Source organism: Actinomyces sp. HMSC08A09 (assembly GCF_001807465.1).
In the GTDB taxonomy this organism is placed as follows: domain Bacteria; phylum Actinomycetota; class Actinomycetes; order Actinomycetales; family Actinomycetaceae; genus Actinomyces; species Actinomyces oris.
Genome location: NZ_KV789157.1, coordinates 45,513 through 62,714, shown reverse-complemented (window position 1 = coordinate 62,714; position 17,202 = coordinate 45,513). Strand labels below are relative to the sequence as shown.

Annotated in this window: 14 protein-coding genes, 2 tRNA genes and 1 pseudogene; 8 read left to right on the top strand and 9 right to left on the bottom strand. The window is 67.6% G+C overall.

Going from position 1 to position 17,202, the window contains the following annotated elements; genetic code table 11:
- The 4 genes and pseudogenes from HMPREF3165_RS12050 to HMPREF3165_RS12035 all read right to left on the bottom strand — a co-directional run.
- Positions 1–975 (bottom strand): annotated as a pseudogene (locus HMPREF3165_RS12050) (peptidase); the annotation flags it as partial.
- Positions 976–1,200: 225 nt separating this feature from the next.
- Positions 1,201–2,304 carry an LCP family protein gene (locus tag HMPREF3165_RS12045; RefSeq protein WP_070513850.1) on the bottom strand — a complete coding sequence of 368 codons (1,104 nt, stop codon included), beginning with the start codon at positions 2,302–2,304 and terminating at the stop codon, positions 1,201–1,203.
- Positions 2,305–2,461: 157 nt separating this feature from the next.
- Entirely contained in the window at positions 2,462–3,424 is a 963-nt protein-coding gene (locus HMPREF3165_RS12040) for an LPXTG cell wall anchor domain-containing protein (RefSeq protein WP_070513848.1), read from the bottom strand.
- Positions 3,425–3,627: 203 nt separating this feature from the next.
- Positions 3,628–5,808: a M13 family metallopeptidase gene (locus HMPREF3165_RS12035; RefSeq protein ID WP_070513846.1), complete on the bottom strand. Its 2,181-nt coding sequence runs from the start codon at positions 5,806–5,808 to the stop codon at positions 3,628–3,630.
- A gap of 98 nt (positions 5,809–5,906) precedes the next feature.
- Between HMPREF3165_RS12035 and HMPREF3165_RS12030 the strand changes: the two genes are divergently transcribed.
- Genes HMPREF3165_RS12030 through HMPREF3165_RS12020 form a run of 3 tightly spaced genes read left to right on the top strand, consistent with a single transcriptional unit; the run spans position 5,907 to position 8,750 of the window.
- The gene (locus tag HMPREF3165_RS12030) at positions 5,907–6,407 is read left to right on the top strand and encodes a ribose-5-phosphate isomerase (protein ID WP_070513844.1); all 501 of its coding nucleotides are present in this window, start codon (positions 5,907–5,909) and stop codon (positions 6,405–6,407) included.
- Positions 6,408–6,409: 2 nt separating this feature from the next.
- Entirely contained in the window at positions 6,410–7,411 is a 1,002-nt protein-coding gene (locus HMPREF3165_RS12025; protein WP_009747864.1) for an Fpg/Nei family DNA glycosylase, read from the top strand.
- Positions 7,412–7,451: 40 nt separating this feature from the next.
- On the top strand, positions 7,452–8,750 hold the full coding sequence (locus HMPREF3165_RS12020) for an alpha/beta fold hydrolase (RefSeq protein ID WP_070513842.1): 1,299 nt from the start codon (positions 7,452–7,454) through the stop codon (positions 8,748–8,750).
- A gap of 117 nt (positions 8,751–8,867) precedes the next feature.
- On the opposite strand, the gene epsC is transcribed toward HMPREF3165_RS12020, so the two are convergent.
- The 3 genes from epsC to HMPREF3165_RS12005 all read right to left on the bottom strand — a co-directional run bounded on the left by epsC (position 8,868) and on the right by HMPREF3165_RS12005 (position 11,821).
- Positions 8,868–9,443, bottom strand: coding sequence for a serine O-acetyltransferase EpsC (gene epsC / locus HMPREF3165_RS12015; RefSeq protein WP_070513840.1), 576 nt, complete (start codon positions 9,441–9,443; stop codon positions 8,868–8,870).
- Between the two features lie 125 nt (positions 9,444–9,568).
- Positions 9,569–10,498 carry a cysteine synthase A gene (gene cysK / locus HMPREF3165_RS12010; RefSeq protein WP_070513838.1) on the bottom strand — a complete coding sequence of 310 codons (930 nt, stop codon included), beginning with the start codon at positions 10,496–10,498 and terminating at the stop codon, positions 9,569–9,571.
- Positions 10,499–11,038: 540 nt separating this feature from the next.
- Entirely contained in the window at positions 11,039–11,821 is a 783-nt protein-coding gene (locus HMPREF3165_RS12005; RefSeq protein ID WP_070513836.1) for an IMPACT family protein, read from the bottom strand.
- Positions 11,822–11,977: 156 nt separating this feature from the next.
- Here HMPREF3165_RS12005 and rpmF point away from each other — a divergent pair, with 156 nt between their 5' ends.
- The 4 genes from rpmF to tig all read left to right on the top strand — a co-directional run bounded on the left by rpmF (position 11,978) and on the right by tig (position 13,994).
- Complete coding sequence (gene rpmF / locus HMPREF3165_RS12000) at positions 11,978–12,142, top strand: 50S ribosomal protein L32 (protein WP_003784449.1); 165 nt, start codon at positions 11,978–11,980, stop codon at positions 12,140–12,142.
- Positions 12,143–12,176: 34 nt separating this feature from the next.
- Positions 12,177–12,247: transfer RNA gene (locus HMPREF3165_RS11995), tRNA-Gly, on the top strand.
- A gap of 48 nt (positions 12,248–12,295) precedes the next feature.
- Positions 12,296–12,369: transfer RNA gene (locus HMPREF3165_RS11990), tRNA-Pro, on the top strand.
- Positions 12,370–12,650: 281 nt separating this feature from the next.
- Complete coding sequence (tig, locus tag HMPREF3165_RS11985) at positions 12,651–13,994, top strand: trigger factor (protein WP_010613512.1); 1,344 nt, start codon at positions 12,651–12,653, stop codon at positions 13,992–13,994.
- A gap of 174 nt (positions 13,995–14,168) precedes the next feature.
- Here the strand turns inward: tig and HMPREF3165_RS11980 are convergent, their stop codons facing one another.
- Together HMPREF3165_RS11980 and HMPREF3165_RS11975 are read right to left on the bottom strand one after the other, a co-directional pair.
- Entirely contained in the window at positions 14,169–15,302 is a 1,134-nt protein-coding gene (locus tag HMPREF3165_RS11980; RefSeq protein WP_003786607.1) for a glycosyltransferase family 2 protein, read from the bottom strand.
- Between the two features lie 574 nt (positions 15,303–15,876).
- A complete protein-coding gene (locus HMPREF3165_RS11975) occupies positions 15,877–16,245 on the bottom strand; it encodes a cupin domain-containing protein (RefSeq protein WP_070513834.1) in 369 nt (122 codons plus the stop codon).
- Positions 16,246–16,562: 317 nt separating this feature from the next.
- Between HMPREF3165_RS11975 and HMPREF3165_RS11970 the strand changes: the two genes are divergently transcribed.
- On the top strand, positions 16,563–17,201 hold the full coding sequence (locus tag HMPREF3165_RS11970) for an ATP-dependent Clp protease proteolytic subunit (protein WP_003786603.1): 639 nt from the start codon (positions 16,563–16,565) through the stop codon (positions 17,199–17,201).
- Position 17,202: the final 1 nt, after the last annotated feature.

Genomic DNA, 17,202 nt, shown 5'->3' with positions numbered 1-17,202 from the left:
CTCGGTGGTCTTCTGCTCGGAGGTCTTGTCACCACCGCCGTTGTTCTCGGTGGCCCTCTGCTCGGAGGTCTCGGTCTCGGTGGTGGAGCGCTCGGAGCTCGCGATGGTGAAGGTGTGCTGGGAGACCGTGGTGACGGTCTGGCTGGTGGCCGTCTCGCTGTGGTGAGAGCCGGTCAGCACCAAGACGTACTCCCCGTCGGGGGCGTCAGTGGGAGCGGGCAGGTTGCCCGTGAGGTTGCCGTTGGCGTCAACCGTCAGCTCACCAAGGGTGTAGCTGACGCTGGAGTCGCTCTTGCTCCTGAGGAGGACCGTGACCTTCTCGCTGGCATAGAAGCCCTGGGCGTGGAAGGTGAAGGTCTGGGACTGGCTCTCCGTGCGGGCGGAGACCTCGTAGGAGCCGGAGATACGCGTGTCGTCGAAGTAGATCTGCGTCTGCTGCTGCTTGGTGACCTGGGTCATCTCAGTCTTGTCACCGTAGGTCATGCAGCCAGCGCCAATGGTCCACCCGTCAGTGGTGGTGGCGGTGGTTGTGCCGATGGACTTGATGAGCGCCGCCAGGTCGAGGTCGGAGGTCCAGCTGCCGTCCGCAGCCGCCTCGGTCTTGACGACGTCGGAAACGGAGCCGTCAGGTGCGTACAGCGCGATGCCGACGGTGGCCTGCTTCCCGGTGCAGCCGGTTCCCGAGATGGTGAAGGACGTGTTGGTGCTGGAGGAGGCGAAGGTCTTCTCCTGAGTGATCTTGAAGCTGCTGCCAGCGGCGGTCTTGCCGGGGGCCGGAGTGGCCTCGCCGGTCTTGCTGGGAGCCGGGCTGGGCTGAGCAGGTTTGCCGGGGGGCGTGGTGGCCTCGGCGGTGCTGCTGGGGATGCTCGAGCTGTTGCTGTTGGAGCTGTTGGCGAGAACGGGGGAGGCAATGAGCGAGGCTCCGGTCATTGCGGCCACCGCGCTGGCTGCGGCCAAGGGGCGTCCAAGACGCATGTGTCCTCCTAGGTCTGACGGGGGAACGATGGTTGCCGGCGATCCGATTCTTCGTCGACTCGTTATCTACCGTAACGATGAATAGGGCGAGGGCGTGGGTCTCTGAGGTGATACCAGCCACATATAGGAGTGTCCTCGCTCACGTGAAAATGTGGGGTGGTCGTGTGAGAAGGGCGACGAAAGGCTGATATGGCGGGAAACCCTCGGGGTCTCTCCGATGAGTGACTAGGCGCCCGCTGGCCGACAGGTTTTGGGCGTGTACCCGTAGCCGGCCAGCAGATCGCGCGACTCCTGGTTGGGGGAGACGATGATCGACTCATCCCGAGGTCCCGTCGGAAGGTCGATGACCGTCGTGGTTCCGGCCCGTCCGGCTTTGGAGGCGCTACGTCCCAGTGAGACCAGGTCTGCGAGCCCGGTACCTGAGTCCAGGGTGATGTTCCCGGCCACGGTGTGCGCCAGCTGATGGAGCGAGATGGGGTTACTGGCGCTCTGCCCGATGGCGGACAGTACGGCCTGCATGACGGTGGCCGTGGACTGGCTGCGGTGTTGGGCGCCGTCGGCCTGGCTCATGGCCACCCAGCTGCCGTCGCGCAGGATCTCCGGGTGCCGTGAGCGGACAAGGGCCAGGGCGTCGATCCCACTGAGACGGTGGTGGCCTGCGGAGGTGAGGTTCAGACCGGTGTAGGCGTCTCGAACCGGCTCGGGGATGTCCACCTCAACGCCTCCCAGGGAGTCGATGATGGTGGCGAACTGAGCCATGTCGATGGTCACCAGATGCGTGGTGGGGATTCCCAGGCCGGTGCACAGGGCGTTGACCGTGTTCTGCGGTCCCGGGACGTAGGTGGTGGCCAGGCGGTCCAGCTCCATGCCCTTGCTGTTGATGGTCAGGTCCCGGGGCAGGTTGATGACGGTGAGCCCGTCCTGGGATGGGCGTACCAGGGCGATGACGTCGGCACGGGAGCCTTCCACCTCCTGAGTGGTTCCGTAGCGGCTCTGGTCTCCCGGCACGGTGGCGCGCGAGTCGGTTCCCAGGATCAGCCAGGTCTCGCCGGCCGTCGGGGAGGAGGTGGAGGGCATGGCGATATCGACGCGTGCGGGGCGATGAACCAGGACAGCCACATCCGCCCCCAGCGCCAGGGCGGTCGTCATGACCGCAGCGCTCAGGCCGACGACGATCTTGCGTCGCCTTGACCAGCGCCTGATGCCTGTGCCGCCCTGATCTCGACGGCCTCGCAGAGGCTGGTGGAAGGCGGTCTCGGCGGGGTTCCCGGTGGCTTCCGAGGCCTCCGAGGGGGCTGCGCTGTGCTCGTCGTGGGAGGTGGATTCCATGGTCTCAGTGTCCGCTTCGGGGCGGTGCGGTGCCGTTAGGCGTGGATGCGCGTGCCGTGTGGTGGTGGCGGGATGGAACGAGACCGCCGGGGAGACAGCACGTGCAGTGCTGTCTCCCCGGCGGGAAGGTGTTCCCAGTCAGACTGGGAGGAGGCGATCAGGCCTTACGACGACGCACGACGAGGGCACCGCCACCGATGGCCACGAGGGCCGCGGCAATGCCGCCGAAGAGCAGGCCGTTGGCACCGGTCTGGGCCAGGGGCTTGCCCGAGGTGGAGGCCGCCGGGGTGGCGTCGGTACTGGCCGGGACGTTCACGCTGCCGTTGGTGGCAGGAGCGGTCGGGCTGGCGGTGGCGCCACCGTTGTCGGTGATGCCGTTGTCACCGTTCTCCACGAGGTCGAGGGAGCCGCCCTTGGCGACGACGGTCTTGGTGCTGCTGCCGCCCTCGCCGTAGCGGTCGCCCTCGATGGTCAGCGTGTACTCGCCGTCCTCCACGTTCGAGGGTGCGGGAAGCTCGCCCGTGACGTTGCCGTTGTCGTCAGCCGTCAGCGTGCCGACGGGGTAGGTCTTGGAGGAGTCGGTCTTGCTGACCAGGGTGAGGGTGACCTTCTCCTTGGGGGAGAAGCCCTTGACGTCCACCGTGATCTTCTGAGCGCCGTTCTCGTCGGTGGTGATCTTGTAGGTGCCGTCCACGTCGGTGTCGTCGAAGGCGATGCCCTGCTGGTCCTGGCCCCTCTCCTCGCCGTAGGAGACACAGCCGGCCACGAGGGACCAGCCGTCGTCCGAGCCGTCCGTCTTGGCCTCAGCGCCAGTGGACTTGACCAGCTCGGGGATGTTCAGCGTGGTGGACCAGTTGCCCTCGGCGTCGGGGGTGGCCTTCACGATGGTGGACATCTCGCCCTTCGAGGTGTGGAGGGCGATGCCGACAGCCGCGTCCTTGCCGGTGCAGCCGGTGCCCGACACCGAGAAGGCGGTGTCCGAGGGGTTGACGATGACCTGCTGGTCCTCGGCGAACTTGAAGGCGAGGGAGTCGCCGGCCAGGGCGGGGGAGGCGGCAAGGGAGGCGCCGATGGCGGCGGCCATCACGCTCGCGGCGGCCAGGGGGCGTCCGAGACGCATGAGTACTCCTAGATATAGGGGGATAGGTGGCAACCGGTGAGTCGGGGTGTCACCGCGTTGTCCCCACCCTAGCGTTCCTCAGGGCGAGGTTCTACGGTTTTTTGTGAATGAGGTATCGACCTCAGTCGGGAGTAGTTGTGGATTCTTCTAAGTAGGGCAACGAGTTTCGGACCCTGGGGCTTGAATCCGAGCGACCGGGCCGTTTACCAAATAGAGACCCGCTCGTTTGGTGACAACCACAAGGCGTCGTCGGAATCCACCGCGAAGGCCTTGTAGAAGGCATCCACATTGCGCACGATTCCGTTACAACGGAACTCCGCCGGCGAGTGCGGGTCGACGGTCAGGAGAAGCTCCGCGTAGTCCGGACGGCTCTTGGAGCGCCAGATCCGTGCCCAGGAGTAGAAGAAGCGCTGCAGGCCGGTGAGCCCGTCGATGACAGGAGCCTCATCCACTGAAGGGATGCCGGCGTCGGCCAGGGCCAGGGAGTAGGCCTTGAGGGCGATGCCCAGGCCACCCAGGTCACCAATGTTCTCCCCGATGGTCAAAGCACCGTTGACGTGCGGGATCTCCTCCTGCGCCGTGCCCGCCTCCCGGTGCTTGGCGACGACGACCTCGGGCGTGTAGGCGTCGTACTGGCTGATAAGCGCGCTCGTGCGTTCGGTGAAGGCCTCCCGGTCCTCCTGGGTCCACCAGTCGCTGACCTTTCCGGTGCCGTCGAAGGTCGAGCCCTGGTCATCGAAGCCGTGGCCGATCTCGTGACCGATGACAGCGCCGATCCCCGCGTAGTTCACGGCGTCGTCGGCCTGCGGGTCGAAGAAGGGAGGCTGAAGGATCGCCGCGGGGAAGACGATCTCATTCATGGTGGGGTTGTAGTAGGCGTTGACCGTCTGAGGGGTCATGTGCCACTCGTCGCGGTCCACCGGCTTGGTCAGCTTGTTCAGCGAGTAGGCCATGTCGGCCCGCTCCACGCTGCGCACCGAGGCCAGGACGTCCCCGGGGACGACCTCGACGGCGGAGTAGTCGCGCCAGCGCACCGGGTAGCCGATCTTCGGGGTGAACAGCGCCAGCTTCTCCAGGGCCCGCTCCCGCGTGGCTGGACTCATCCACTCCAGCGAGGAGATGGACTGGTGGTAGGCCTCGATGAGCCTGCCCACCAGGGCCTCCATCGCCGACTTGTGCGACGGCGGGAAGTGGCGCTCCACGTAGATCTCGCCCAGTGCCTCACCCAGGCAGGATTCCACCAGGCCGACGCCGCGCTTCCAGCGGGGCCGCAGCTCGTCGGTCCCCTGGAGCGTGCGGCCGTAGAAGTCGAAGCTCTCCTCCACGAAGGCCCCCGACAACAGGCTGGCCCGTCCGTGAACGACGTGCCAGGCCACCCAGGCCTTGAGATCCTCCAGGTCGGTCTCCTGCCAGACGCCTGCTGCGTGGGGGAGGTAGTCGGGCTGGGTGACGATGGCCTCCTCGAGGAAGGAGGTCTGCTCGACACCGGCGCTCCGGGCGGCCGCACGGATCCCCTCGCGCCACTCGTCCCAGGGCAGGCCTGGGGCCGAGTCCACGATCTGCTGCCAGGACATCGGGTTGTTCATCTTCTCCACGTCGCGGCAGGTGACGCGGTCCCAGTGGCCCTTGGCCAGGGCGGTCTCCACGGCCATGACCCGTTCGGCGAGGTCCTCACCCGAGGCGCCGAAGGAGTCCGTCAGGCCCGCCAGCGCCATCATCCTGGCCACGTGCGTCACGTAGGCCTGGCGCAGCGGGGCCTGAGCCTCCTCCCGGTAGTAGGACTCGTCCGGCAGTCCCAGTCCCGACTGCCCCACCCAGCTCGTGTAGCGCTCCGGGTCGTTGATGTCCACCTCGACATCCGCGCCGACCACGCCCATGAAGCCGACGGGCGTCATCTCTCCCAGCGCTCGGGCCAGTTCCTCCTTGGAGGAGGCGCCCAGCACCGGCGCCAGCTCCTCAGCCAGCGGCTCGGCCCCGAGCTCCTCCAGGTGGGCCTCGTCCATGAAGGCCTTGTAGAGGGCACCGACTCGGCCCCGGTTGGTGGTCAGGACATCCGGGGCCCCCTCGGGCGCCACGGAGGAGAACTGCTCGGCGAGCTCCTCGACGATCTGGCGGCAGGCGGCCTCGGCCTCGTCGCGCAAGGTGGTGAAGGCGCCGCTGCTGGGACGGTCCGCCGGGATCTCGGCGGTCGCAAGCCACTGGCCGTTGACGAAACGGAACAGGTCGTCCTGGGGGCGCACCGAGGTGTCGGTGTGCGCCGTCTCCAGCACGCCGGCGAGGACCGCGTCGGTGGCGGGGGAGCTGCTCGCCGGCTGGGAGCGCTGAGCCGGTGAGTCCGATGCGAGGCCGGTGGGAGTCGGTGAGGTCGCGCAGGCGTCAGTCATAGCGGACACGCTAACCCGCTCCGCTGCTCTCAGGCGTCCCGACGGCGCCCATTGCCTCATGGTGCGAAGCGCTGTTCGCGTGAGGCACAATTCTGCCCATGCGCATCCATATCGCCTCCGACCACGCCGGTTATGAGCTCAAGAGCGCCGTGAGCGCGCACTTGAGGGAGCAGGGGCACACCGTCATCGACCATGGAGCCCACTCCTACGACCCGGATGACGACTACCCCGCCTTCTGCCTGGCCTGCGGGGAGGCCGTCGTGGCCGACGCCGGGAGCCTCGGCATTGTTCTCGGGGGCAGCGGCAACGGGGAGCAGATCGCCGCCAACAAGGTGGACGGGGTGCGTGCCGCCCTGGCCTGGTCGATCGAGACCGCCAGGCTCGCCCGCCAGCACAACAACGCCAACGTCGTCGCGCTGGGCGGTCGCATGCACGATCTGGGGGCGGGCCTGGCGATCATCGATGCTTTTCTCGCCGAGCCCTTCAGCGGCGATGAGCGCCACGTGCGTCGCATCGCCCAGCTCACCGACTACGAGAGCCGCGTTCATGACGCCCCCGCTCCAGCGGCTGATCCCACCGGCGCCCCCACCGGGGCCTGAGCATGCCGGAGGGGCACACCATCCACCGGCTCGCCGCCGCCCTTGACGAGCTCTACGGCGGTCAGAGCCTGCGCGTGCGCTCGCCGCAGGGGCGCTTCGCCGACGGGGCGAGCCGTCTTGACGGTCAGGTCCTCCTGGGCAGCCAGGCCCACGGCAAGCACCTCTTCCTGCCTTTCGGCCCCCGCGCCGACATGTCCCTCGACGACGCCTCCGTCACCTGGCTGCGGATCCACCTGGGCCTCTACGGGGCATGGACCTTCGACGGCGACCGTGAGTTCACAGCGCCACACGCCATCGGGGCGCCGCGTCGCCGCGTCGGTGAGCGTGGCGAGCACGCCCTCAAAGGTGGGGGAGGGTCGGCCCTGACCGGGCTGAACGGCGGGAGCCTCGAAGCCGAGGGGCAGGGCACAGCCACACACGGGCCCGCCCCCGAGGAGTGGGAGCCTCCCGAGCCGCGTGGCGCGGTGCGGCTGCGGCTGCTCGGCGAGCACGGGGTGGCCGACCTGACCGGACCGGCGGCCTGCGAGCTGCTGGACGCCGAGGGCGTGGCCGCTGTCCGCCGTCGCCTCGGCCCGGACCCGCTGCGCGCTGACGGCGACGTGGAGGCCTTCGTGGCCAAGGCGCGCTCGCGGCGCAAGAGCATCGGGGAGCTGCTCATGGACCAGTCCGTCATCTCCGGAGCCGGCAACATCTACCGGGCCGAGACGCTCTTCCGGGTCGGGGTCTCGCCCTTCCGAGCGGGCAACCGCATCAGCCAGGAGCGGCTGCGGGCCATCTGGGAGGACCTGCGTCCTCTCATGGAGTACGGGGTGGCCACCGGCTTCATCACCACCGTCGACCTCGACGACGTCCCCGCCCCCCTGCCACCTGACGACCCCGAGGCCGGCCGGTGGTACGTGTACCACCGCACCGGCCGTCCATGCCTGCGCTGCGGGACCCCGGTGGCGGAGCGGGAGGTCGCCTCCCGCAGGCTCTTCTGGTGCCCGACCTGTCAGGCCCACTGAAACCGGCTGGAGACCCTCCGGGTCCCACTAAGGTGGCGGCATGTCGAACGCCTCGCCCGCCCTGCACTCCTCGAGCTGGTCCTCCTCGACCGCCGGCCTGCTGACCCGCGACCACCACCTGACCGTTCCCCTGGACCGCAGCGGGCAGGGGGACTCAGCCCCCGACGGGACGGAGTCCATCACCGTCTACGCCCGTGAGATCTCAGCCGTGGGCATCGACCCGGTCTCCCGGCCGCCACTGGTCTTCCTTCAGGGCGGGCCGGGCTGCGAGGCACCCCGTCCCAGTGCCGACTCCGGGCTCGGCTGGATCGGTGCGATCCTCGAGCACCACCGACTCATCCTCGTCGACCAGCGCGGCACCGGAGCCTCCAGCCCGGTGGACCGGCCCGATGCCGCCGGCACCCCAGCAGACACCGCCCGGCTGCTCACTCACCTGCGCGCCGATGAGATCGTCGAGGACTGCGAGGACCTGCGCCGCGCTCTGGGCCTGGAGCGCTGGAGCCTGCTGGGCCAGTCCTTCGGAGGGTTCTGCGTCACCCGGTACCTCTCCGAGCACGCCCGGAGCCTGGAGAAGGTCTACATCACCGGCGGCCTGCCCGCCGTCGGGCACAGCATTGACGAGGTCTACGCCCTCAGCTACGAGGCGATGCGCCTCAAGAGCGAGGAGTACTACACCCGCTTCCCCCAGGACCGCGACCGCATGGCGTCCCTGGTTGAGAAGGCCGGTCGGGGTGAGCTGAGGACGGCGGGAGGGGATTTCGTAGGACCCGAGCGCCTGCGCTCGCTCGGCGCCCTGCTGGGCGGGGCCGGGGGAGCGGACACGATCCACTACCTCCTGGAGCGCGACCCCGACTCCTGGGCCTTCCGCTACGACCTGGGGCAGTGCCTGCCCTTCGGCGGCAGGTTCCCGCTCTACGCCGTCATCCACGAGTCCTGCTGGGCCGACGCCGGCACCACCGACTGGGCCGCGCAGCGGGTGCGCCCCGCGGTCTTCGACGACGATCCCACCCTGCTGACAGGCGAGCACGTGCGCCGTGAGGCCTTCGTCGAGGACGCCGGTCTGCGCCCCTGGCTGGAGGTGGCCGACCTCCTGGCCGCGCAGGAGTGGCCGGCGCTCTACGACCCGGCCCGCCTCAAGGCCACGACGACTCCCGGGGCGGCTGCCGTCTACGCCCGCGACGTGTTCGTGCCGATGACCACATCCCTGGAGACGGCCGCGCTCATCCCCGGCCTGCGCACCTGGATCACCAGCGAGTACGAGCATGACGGCTCACGCGCCTCCGGCGGTCGGGTCTTCAAGCGCCTGCGCGACCTGGCCGCCGGAGTGATCGCCCGCTGACAGCTGTGCCCTGGTGCGCCCACCGGGCGCACCAGGGCACAGCCGGGCGCTTGAGGAGCACGCGAGGGACGGGCGTGAGGCGGCCCCCGGGTGCCCGCTGGGATGCTGGGAGGCGGCTCAGATGTAGATGGTCGGGTCCATCATGAGCTCCGGGTCGGTGCGGGGGTCGCGGGCCCGACTGGGCACGCCCACGGCGACATGACCCTGCGGGAGGTTCTTCACCAGGACCGCGTTGGCCCCCACCTTGGCCCCGTCCTCGACGGTGACCGGTCCCAGGACCTTGGCACCCGCGCCGATCTGCACGTTGTTGCCGATGGTGGGGTGGCGCTTGCCCGGACTCATTGACACCCCGCCCAGAGTCACTCCGTGGAACAGCAGGACGTCGTCGCCGACCTCCGCAGTCTCACCGATGACCACGCCCATGCCATGGTCAATGAAGAAGCGCTCACCGATCGTCGCGGCCGGGTGGATCTCGATACCGGTGAAGTTGCGGGCCGCTTGAGACAGGGCGCGCGCCGCGAATCGGTACCCCTTGTGCCACAGCTTGTGAGCCGCCCGGTGCGCCCACAGGGCGTGGACACCCGGGTAGAGGAGGGCCACCTCCACGCTGGAGCGGGCGGCGGGGTCGCGCTTGCGAGCCGTGGCCAGGTCCTCGCGGGCCAGGTCCAGGAGGGACCGCTGGGAGTTGTGCATGGTGTGCTCCTGTGATGGGTGACGGTGCGGCTCAGGTCGGCTGGTGAGCCTTCACCTCGCCCGCTGCGCCGGTGACAACACCGACGGCGGCTCACCTGTTCCCAGGTTCGCCGCCGTCGGGGGAGTCAGTCGAGGAAGTCCTTGAACAAGGGCGTGGACAGGTAGCGCTCACCGGTGTCAGGCAGGACGGTGACGATGGTCTTGCCCTCGAACTCAGGGCGCCTGGCCAGCTCGCTGGCGGCGGCCAGAGCGGCGCCCGAGGAGATCCCCACCAGGAGACCCTCCTCCGCAGCGGCCCGGCGAGCGTAAGTGATGGCGACGTCGGACTCGATGTGGAGCAGTTCGTCCCAGATGCCCTGGTCAAGGATCTTGGGAACCACGTTGGGGCCCAGGCCCTGGATCTTGTGGGGAGCGGCCTGGCCCTCGCTCAGCAGCGGGGACTCGGAGGGTTCGACGCCGTAGATCTTCACCCCGGGCTTCTCCTGGCGCAGAACCTGGCCCACTCCGGTCAGTGTGCCCCCGGTGCCGATGCCGGCCACGAAGACGTCGATGTCGCCCCCGGTCTGCTCCAGGATCTCCCGAGCCGTGGTCTCGCGGTGAACCTTGGGGTTGGCCGGGTTGGCGAACTGGGAGGCGAGGATCGAGTTGGGGGTGGCGGCCTGGATCTCCTCGGCCCGTTTGACCGCGCCGGCCACGCCTCCCTCGGTGGTCAGCACCAGCTCCGCACCGAAGGCGCGCATGATGGCCCGGCGCTCCTTGGACATGGTCTCGGGCATGGTGATGATGACCTTGTACCCCAGGGCCGCTCCTACCATGGCCAGGCCGACGCCGGTGTTCCCGGAGGTCGCCTCCACGATGGTGCCACCGGGCTTGAGGTCACCGGAGGCCTCCGCGGCGCGCACGATGGACAGGGCGATGCGGTCCTTGACCGAGGCGGCCGGCTCGAAGGCCTCCACCTTGGCCAGGACGGTGGCGGGGGCGCCGTCGGTGACGCGGTTGATGCGGACCAGGGGAGTGTTGCCGACCAGAGCGGTTGCGTCGGGTGCGTACGTCATAGTGATGTCCTTCGAGTGTGGGTTGGGTGAGCCCTGTGGTGATGGCGACCGGCGGTGCCGCGTGATGAGGCGACGTCGGGCCCACGAGGACTCGTAAGAGAAAAGAAGTGGGACGGTCCGCGTCCGTCAGGGGGCCACGTCATAAGGAGTGGCTCGAACAGCAGGGGTGACCGCCTGCTCCGGGAGCGCCGGGCATGCGCGCAGCGGTACGCGCACAGATGTCGTGGCCTGGCGCTCTACCGACACCGGCAGCAGCAGCACGCGGGCGCAATGGGCATGGAGGGCGAGGACATGGTGCGCATGACGGCCTCAACCATCATGGGTCCTCCTTAGTTCCTCAGGGCGACTGGCTGCGCCTACCCGGGCGTTAACTGCTCATCCGGGGCGTGGTGCCCCGGCTGTTGGTTGAACCCTACCCCGCCTCCGATGGTGATTGCCACATCCGTCCGGTATCTGCTCGCATCGTGGTCGCGAGCACGGCCGAGCCCGCGGGTGTCGGGTGAGCGTATCCGGGGGAGTGGGGGAGCTCGGCCTTGGGCTTCAGGCCGGGGGCACGGGGACCTCCACCAGTCGGCTGCCGGCCGGTTCTGCTGCCCCCTCGCCGCGGGTCAGGGCCGCCAGCGGGGCATGCAGGAGCTCGGGATCGGCGCAGGACGTGGCCAGCACGAGGACCGCGTGGGTCGGTCCCCAGATCGTCTCCTCGACGCGAATGGTCGGGGCCGGGGCGGTCGTCCCACCCTCCGCCGTCGGTCCCGATGCCGTGGCGGGGTTGCGGGAGCGCAGCTCCGCCTCGATCCTGCCGGCCTGAGCCACCGGAACCCGCAGGTCCCACAGATGAAGCCGGGTCAGGGTGACCCGTGCAGCCGCTTGCAGCGCCTGAGCGGTCGCCTCGGAGTAGGCGCGCACCAGTCCGCCGGTCCCTAGGAGCGTTCCGCCGAAGTACCGGGTGACGACGACGGTCGTGTTGGCCAGTCCCGTTCCCCTCAGGACGTCGAGCATGGGCTGTCCGGCCGTGCCGGAGGGCTCGCCGTCGTCGTTGGAGCGCTCGGTGGGTGGAGCGGCCAGGGCGTGTCCGTCGGAGAGATCAGTGAGTGTTAGCGCCGAGCAGTGGTGGCGCGCGTCGGGGTAGGTGGAGCGCACGTCCGCAATGAAGCTCCGGGCCTCGTCCATGGAGTCCGTGCGGCAGGCGCGTGCCAGGAAGTGGGACTTCTTGATCTCCAGGTCGATCTCGGGCTGCTCGCCGCGGTCCAGGGTGATGAACCCGGGAGATGGTTGCTCCTGAGACTGCTGGTGCGATGGTGTGCGAGGGGCGTGCGGGGCCATGGCAGGATCCTCGCACGGGGCGGGCGCGGGACCGATGTCACACGCCTTGAGGCGCTCCTGGACTGGAAGCGGTCCCGGCGATGTCGTTATGGTGTCCCTCGGTCCAGTTTCGAGGGGTCATCCGATCCCCAAGGTTCACGAGAGAGGAGCGGGCCCATGGCAGTGCCGAAGCGGAAGATGTCCCGCAGCAACACCCGCAACCGCCGCTCACAGTGGAAGGCCAAGCTCACCGAGCTCAACACCATCCGCGTCCAGGGCCGCGAGATCTCCGTCCCTCGCCGTCTGGCGCGGGCATACAAGGAGGGCCTCATCGAGCAGTGAGGCTGCTGGTGGAGGGATGAAACCCTTCATCCATGCGGGTGTAGCTCAATGGTAGAGCCTCTGCCTTCCAAGCAGATTGCGCGGGTTCGATTCCCGTCACCCGCTCTGTGAGCCGAAAGGGGCCGCTCCTCGGCGGCCCCTTTCGTCACGTCACGGGCTGTGGCGCAGTTTGGTAGCGCACCTGCTTTGGGAGCAGGGGGCCGCGGGTTCAAATCCCGCCAGCCCGACTCTTCGTCCCGTGGTCGGACGGCCTGTGCGCAGACCGCATTCAGGTGCGCGTCGAGGCGGATGCATGGCCCGTGAGTATGCCGATGCGGCCCACGATCACGACGACCGTGCCCGGTGCCACCTCCTGTGTCCAGACTCATGCGCCAGGTGCGGACCCAGCGTCGATCCCACTGTCCGTTTGCCCTAAGATGGCACGGATTGACGCCACAGACGCGCGTCCACCGAGCGCCTCCGAGTGCGTCGGTGTTACCGCAGAACTCAGACCTTGGGAGCAACCCCCGTGAAGACCACTGTCGAGAATCTTGACCCCAGTCGCATCAAGCTGACCGTTGAGGTCCCCTATGAGGAGCTCAAGCCCAGCCTGGATGCCGCCTACAAGGAGATCGGCTCCCAGATCCAGGTCCCCGGCTTCCGTCGCGGTCACGTCCCCAACCGGGTCATCGACCAGCGCGTCGGCCGTGGGACCGTCATCCAGGAGGCCGTCAACAACAAGCTCTCCGACTTCTACCGGGACGCCATCACCGAGGCCGAGCGGGTCCCCATGCTCCAGCCCGAGGTCGACGTCGTCGAGCTGCCCAACGCCACCGGCGAGAATGGCGGCCAGCTGGCCTTCACCGCCGAGGTCACTGTTCGCCCCGTCATCGAGCTGCCGGACCTGAGCAAGGCCAAGCTGACCGTGGACGCCGTCGAGGTCACCGATGAGGACGTCGACACCGAGCTGGACAACCTGCGTGCCCGCTTCGGCTCCCTGAAGTCCGTGGGCCGCAAGGCCAAGACCGGTGACTTCGTCACCATTGACCTCAAGGCCGTCATCGACGGCGAGGAGGTCGACTCCATCTCGGGCGTCTCCTACGAGATCGGCAAGGGCAACATGCTCAAGGGCCTGGACACCGCCCTGCGCGGCCTGAAGACCGACGAGTCCGCCACCTTCACCACCGAGCTGGCCGGCGGGGAGCACGCCGGTGAGCAGGCCGAGGTCACGGTGACCGCCACTGCCGTCAAGCAGCGTGAGCTGCCCAAGGTCGACGACGAGTTCGCCCAGCTCGCCTCCGAGTTCGACACCGTCGAGGAGCTGCGCGAGGACCTCGTCAAGCAGGTCACCGAGCGCAAGACCGGCGAGCAGGCGGTCGCCGCCCGTGACGCCCTCCTCGAGCACCTGCGCAGCGAGGTCGCCTTCGACGTCCCCGAGGCCGTTGTCGAGGCCGAGGTCGCCCAGCACCTGCGGGCCGAGGGCAAGGACGGCGACGAGGAGCACGCCAAGGAGATCCGCGAGGACATCGTCAACGGTGTGCGCGACCAGATCATCCTCGATGTCCTGGCTGAGGACCTCAAGGTCGGTGTGGCGCAGGACGAGCTGCTGGAGTTCCTCTTCCAGACCGCCCAGCAGTACGGCATGGAGCCCGCCCAGTTCCTCCAGGGTGCTCAGCAGGCCGGGCAGATTCCCGCCTTCGTCTCCGAGGTCGCTCGCAACAAGTCTCTGGCCATGGCGCTGCGCCAGGCAGCTGTGGTTGACTCCAAGGGCGAGACCGTGGACCTGTCCGCCTTCATCGGCTCCGACGAGGACGACGCCGCCGCGGCAGCTCAGGCCGCAGCCGTTGCCGCTGAGGGCGAGGACGCCGAGTGAGCCCACGGCGTTCAAGGCGCGTATGAGCTGAGGCGCGTTCCCCGCTCACGTGGGACGGCCCCCAAGCTGAACAGACGGGCCCACCTTCTTCTGGAAGGTGGGCCCGTTGCCGTGCGGGGGAGTGTTGTCGGGATGACCTCTCTCGCGTTGACCGGGATGCGTCCGGGATGAGGATCAGCCCGCTGTGACGAGGTCCTTGCGCTTGGGGCGAATGACTCCGAAATTGCGTTCAGGAATCGCCATCTTGAAATAGTAGGCGACCCCGATGGGAACCACGATGAGACTGACGAAGAGGCAGTAGAAGGGCTGGAAGATCAGCCACTTGTTGCCGTGGTCCCAGTGAAGCCACACGATAGCGGCGTAGTAGATGAACAGTGCCAGCAGAAGTGTCCATCCGGGATTGACAACGGCTATCCATCTGAGCACGAACATGCTGATGACCACGATGCCGCTGTACAGCCACAGGAAGGGGTGCTGGAAGACGAATCTGAAGTTGATGATGAAAAGCCTGAAGGAACCGCCGCTCCAGGCGATTCGCTGGCGCCACCAGGAGTACAGGGTGTCGGGCGCGTTGGTGTTGACGTGGGCAAGAATGTGAACGGCCTTGTATCCCAGTGCGTCTCCGATAATCCCGGACTCGATGTCATTGCCCTGGAAGAACAGTGAGTGGCGGGCCATGATCTGGCGCATGACGTCGGTCTTGCCGATGTGAAGGGCTCCGCTGAGCAGCCACGGCATGATTCTGCGTGCGCGCATCGAGACTACGTACTCGTGGCGCTGCATCTGGACGATGAAGGGCCCCTTCTTCTGAGGCACGATGGTGACCGAGGCGAAGTCGGCCTTATTGGCCACCAGGGCGCCAATGATGTGGGTCAGAGGCTCCTGCGCCGTAGTATCGGCGTCAAGGCAGACGATGTAGGAGTTGAGGGGGGCGGCCAGCAGTGCGTCGCGGACAACCGTGTCCCGGGTGATTCCCGAGGTGCTCCGCTTGCGGCCTACCTTCCGCGGGACGTAGTTGCTGCGGAAGATTCTGAACCCGTAGCGAATGGCGATGTCCTCAAGGTCGCGGTAGAACTCCTCGGACTCACCAGATGTGGTGCACAGGACTACTCGATCTCCATAAGGGCGCAGATAATCCGCGTTCTGCAAGTACTTGACGTTGCCGTAGATCGGTACCAGGACGCTGAAGTCGTCCGAGGTGATGTTCGGATTCAGCTCCACGGCTTTATACCACTTCGAGGTGATGCCGGCCCAGATGTCAATTCCGATCCAGAACAGGATTCCCACCAGCAGGGTGATGACGATCATGCAGTGGTCCTCTCTGATGCATGGAATTGTGCGAACGTGCTGAACACGAGTAGCCCCTTACTGGGTGGTGCGGCAAGCGGAAAAGACGTGTTGTTCGAGCAGGGACGGGGTTATTGAATCGTGAAAGAATGTGGCTGACTGACGTCGGAGTGAAGCCTGGGCCGAAGGGCTTTGGTGTCGTCAGGCAGGCGGACACTCCAGTGCTATCGGTCGGATAAATTCGATGGTGCCACGCCGCCCTCACCGATGCCACGGTGTGGGAAGCGGGTCACGTCAAGATCTCGGGCGCCCACAACCTATCCGATGGAAGGTTTAGTTTTCCTACAAGGAAGGGTGAGTTGGCTTACCGTCGTCTCGCGCCTGTGTGTGCGAGTGATCCGCGACACCGGGCGCGATACGTCAGGTGGTGCCTGGTCGTCCAGCGTCTGTACTGCGGCCGGATGAGGTGCTCGACTTAGTGGAACTCACAAGGAAACGGGATGGGGGCGAAGGCTCGGCACCTCGCCCCCATCCCGCGCGGTGGTGGCCGTCAGTCGGACGGCTCCCGATCGGTAGGCGGTTGCCCGCTCCCGGGCTACTTCTCGTTCGCTGCTGCGGCCTTGTCGACGTCGACCATCACCAGCTGCATGCGGCACGGCATCACGGCCGTCAGCGCGTGACGGTCACCGGGTGCCAGGTAGATGACGTCCCCGGCGCCCATCCGCTCGGTGCGCTCGCCGATGGAGAAGTCCATCTCGCCCTCCAGGAGCGTGACGATCACCGCCCTGGGGGAGGAGTGCTCGGTGAGGACCTGACCGGCGTCGAAGGTGAAGACGACGGTGCGCAGAATCTCGTTGTTGACGACGACTCGTGAGGTGGTCGCCTCCTCGGAGATGGGCAGGGCGGCGTTGAGGCCGAGTCGGAACAGGGACTCGGTGGAGGGGGTGCTGGATGAGGGGGACATGTGTTCTCCTACGGTGTTGGGTGGACAGGACTGTGAGGGTTGTGGGGCTGTGAGGGCTGGGCCGAGCGCGTCCCGAGGTGACGGTGTGCCGGGCGTCGGATGATGCTGCTATGGCAGACAGTACTGGTGACAAGACTGAGGGGCGCGATCTGCTGAGGTGCTGACCGTCGGGGATGGTGTCGTGATCGCGAGGAGGCTCGAGGATATACGCCCCGTGGTCGCCACACCTGCGCCGTGGGCGAAAAGGGTGCGACGGCGGGCATGGTGGCCGAGGGGGTCGCGTTAGCGTTGGTGACACCGACCATGAGAGGACTGACGTGAGCGAGCTCTACACACCCGCTGCGGTCGCCCCTCCCCAGGCAGCCGACGCCGCAGGCGCGGGTCTGGGGTTGACCGACTCCATCTACAACCGCCTCCTCAAGGAGCGCATCATCTGGCTCGGCTCCGAGGTGCGTGACGACAACGCCAACGCCATCTGCGCCCAGATGCTGCTGCTGGCCGCCGAGGATCCCGAGCGGGACATCTACCTCTACATCAACAGCCCCGGCGGCTCGGTGACCGCCGGCATGGCCATCTACGACACCATGCAGTACGTCCAGCCCGACGTCGCCACCGTGGCCACGGGGCTGGCCGCCTCCATGGGGCAGCACCTGCTGTCGGCCGGCGCCAAGGGCAAGCGCTACCTCACCCCCCACGCCCGCGTGCTCATGCACCAGCCCTCCGGTGGTGCCGGGGGCTCGGCCACCGACATCCGCATCAACGCCGACCTCATCATCAAGATGAAGCAGGAGCTCGCGGAGATCACCGCAGCCAACACCGGGCACACGGTGGAGGAGATCATCGCCGACTCCGACCGTGACCACTGGTTCTCGGCCCAGGAGGCCCTGGAGTACGGATTCGTCGACCACATCGTGCGCTCCAGCCGGGAGATCGGCAAGCAGAACGGAGACAACTGAC

Coding starts and splice junctions, on each gene's coding strand:
- HMPREF3165_RS12025 (WP_009747864.1), top strand. CDS start 6,410: ATGCCGGAGGGGCACACCATCCACCGGCTCGCCGCCGCCCTTGACGAG.
- rpmF (WP_003784449.1), top strand. CDS start 11,978: ATGGCAGTGCCGAAGCGGAAGATGTCCCGCAGCAACACCCGCAACCGC.
- HMPREF3165_RS12005 (WP_070513836.1), bottom strand. CDS start 11,821: ATGGCCCCGCACGCCCCTCGCACACCATCGCACCAGCAGTCTCAGGAG.
- HMPREF3165_RS12045 (WP_070513850.1), bottom strand. CDS start 2,304: ATGGAATCCACCTCCCACGACGAGCACAGCGCAGCCCCCTCGGAGGCC.
- HMPREF3165_RS11975 (WP_070513834.1), bottom strand. CDS start 16,245: ATGTCCCCCTCATCCAGCACCCCCTCCACCGAGTCCCTGTTCCGACTC.
- HMPREF3165_RS12040 (WP_070513848.1), bottom strand. CDS start 3,424: ATGCGTCTCGGACGCCCCCTGGCCGCCGCGAGCGTGATGGCCGCCGCC.
- HMPREF3165_RS12035 (WP_070513846.1), bottom strand. CDS start 5,808: ATGACTGACGCCTGCGCGACCTCACCGACTCCCACCGGCCTCGCATCG.
- HMPREF3165_RS11980 (WP_003786607.1), bottom strand. CDS start 15,302: ATGATCGTCATCACCCTGCTGGTGGGAATCCTGTTCTGGATCGGAATT.
- cysK (WP_070513838.1), bottom strand. CDS start 10,498: ATGACGTACGCACCCGACGCAACCGCTCTGGTCGGCAACACTCCCCTG.
- HMPREF3165_RS12020 (WP_070513842.1), top strand. CDS start 7,452: ATGTCGAACGCCTCGCCCGCCCTGCACTCCTCGAGCTGGTCCTCCTCG.
- epsC (WP_070513840.1), bottom strand. CDS start 9,443: ATGCACAACTCCCAGCGGTCCCTCCTGGACCTGGCCCGCGAGGACCTG.
- HMPREF3165_RS12030 (WP_070513844.1), top strand. CDS start 5,907: ATGCGCATCCATATCGCCTCCGACCACGCCGGTTATGAGCTCAAGAGC.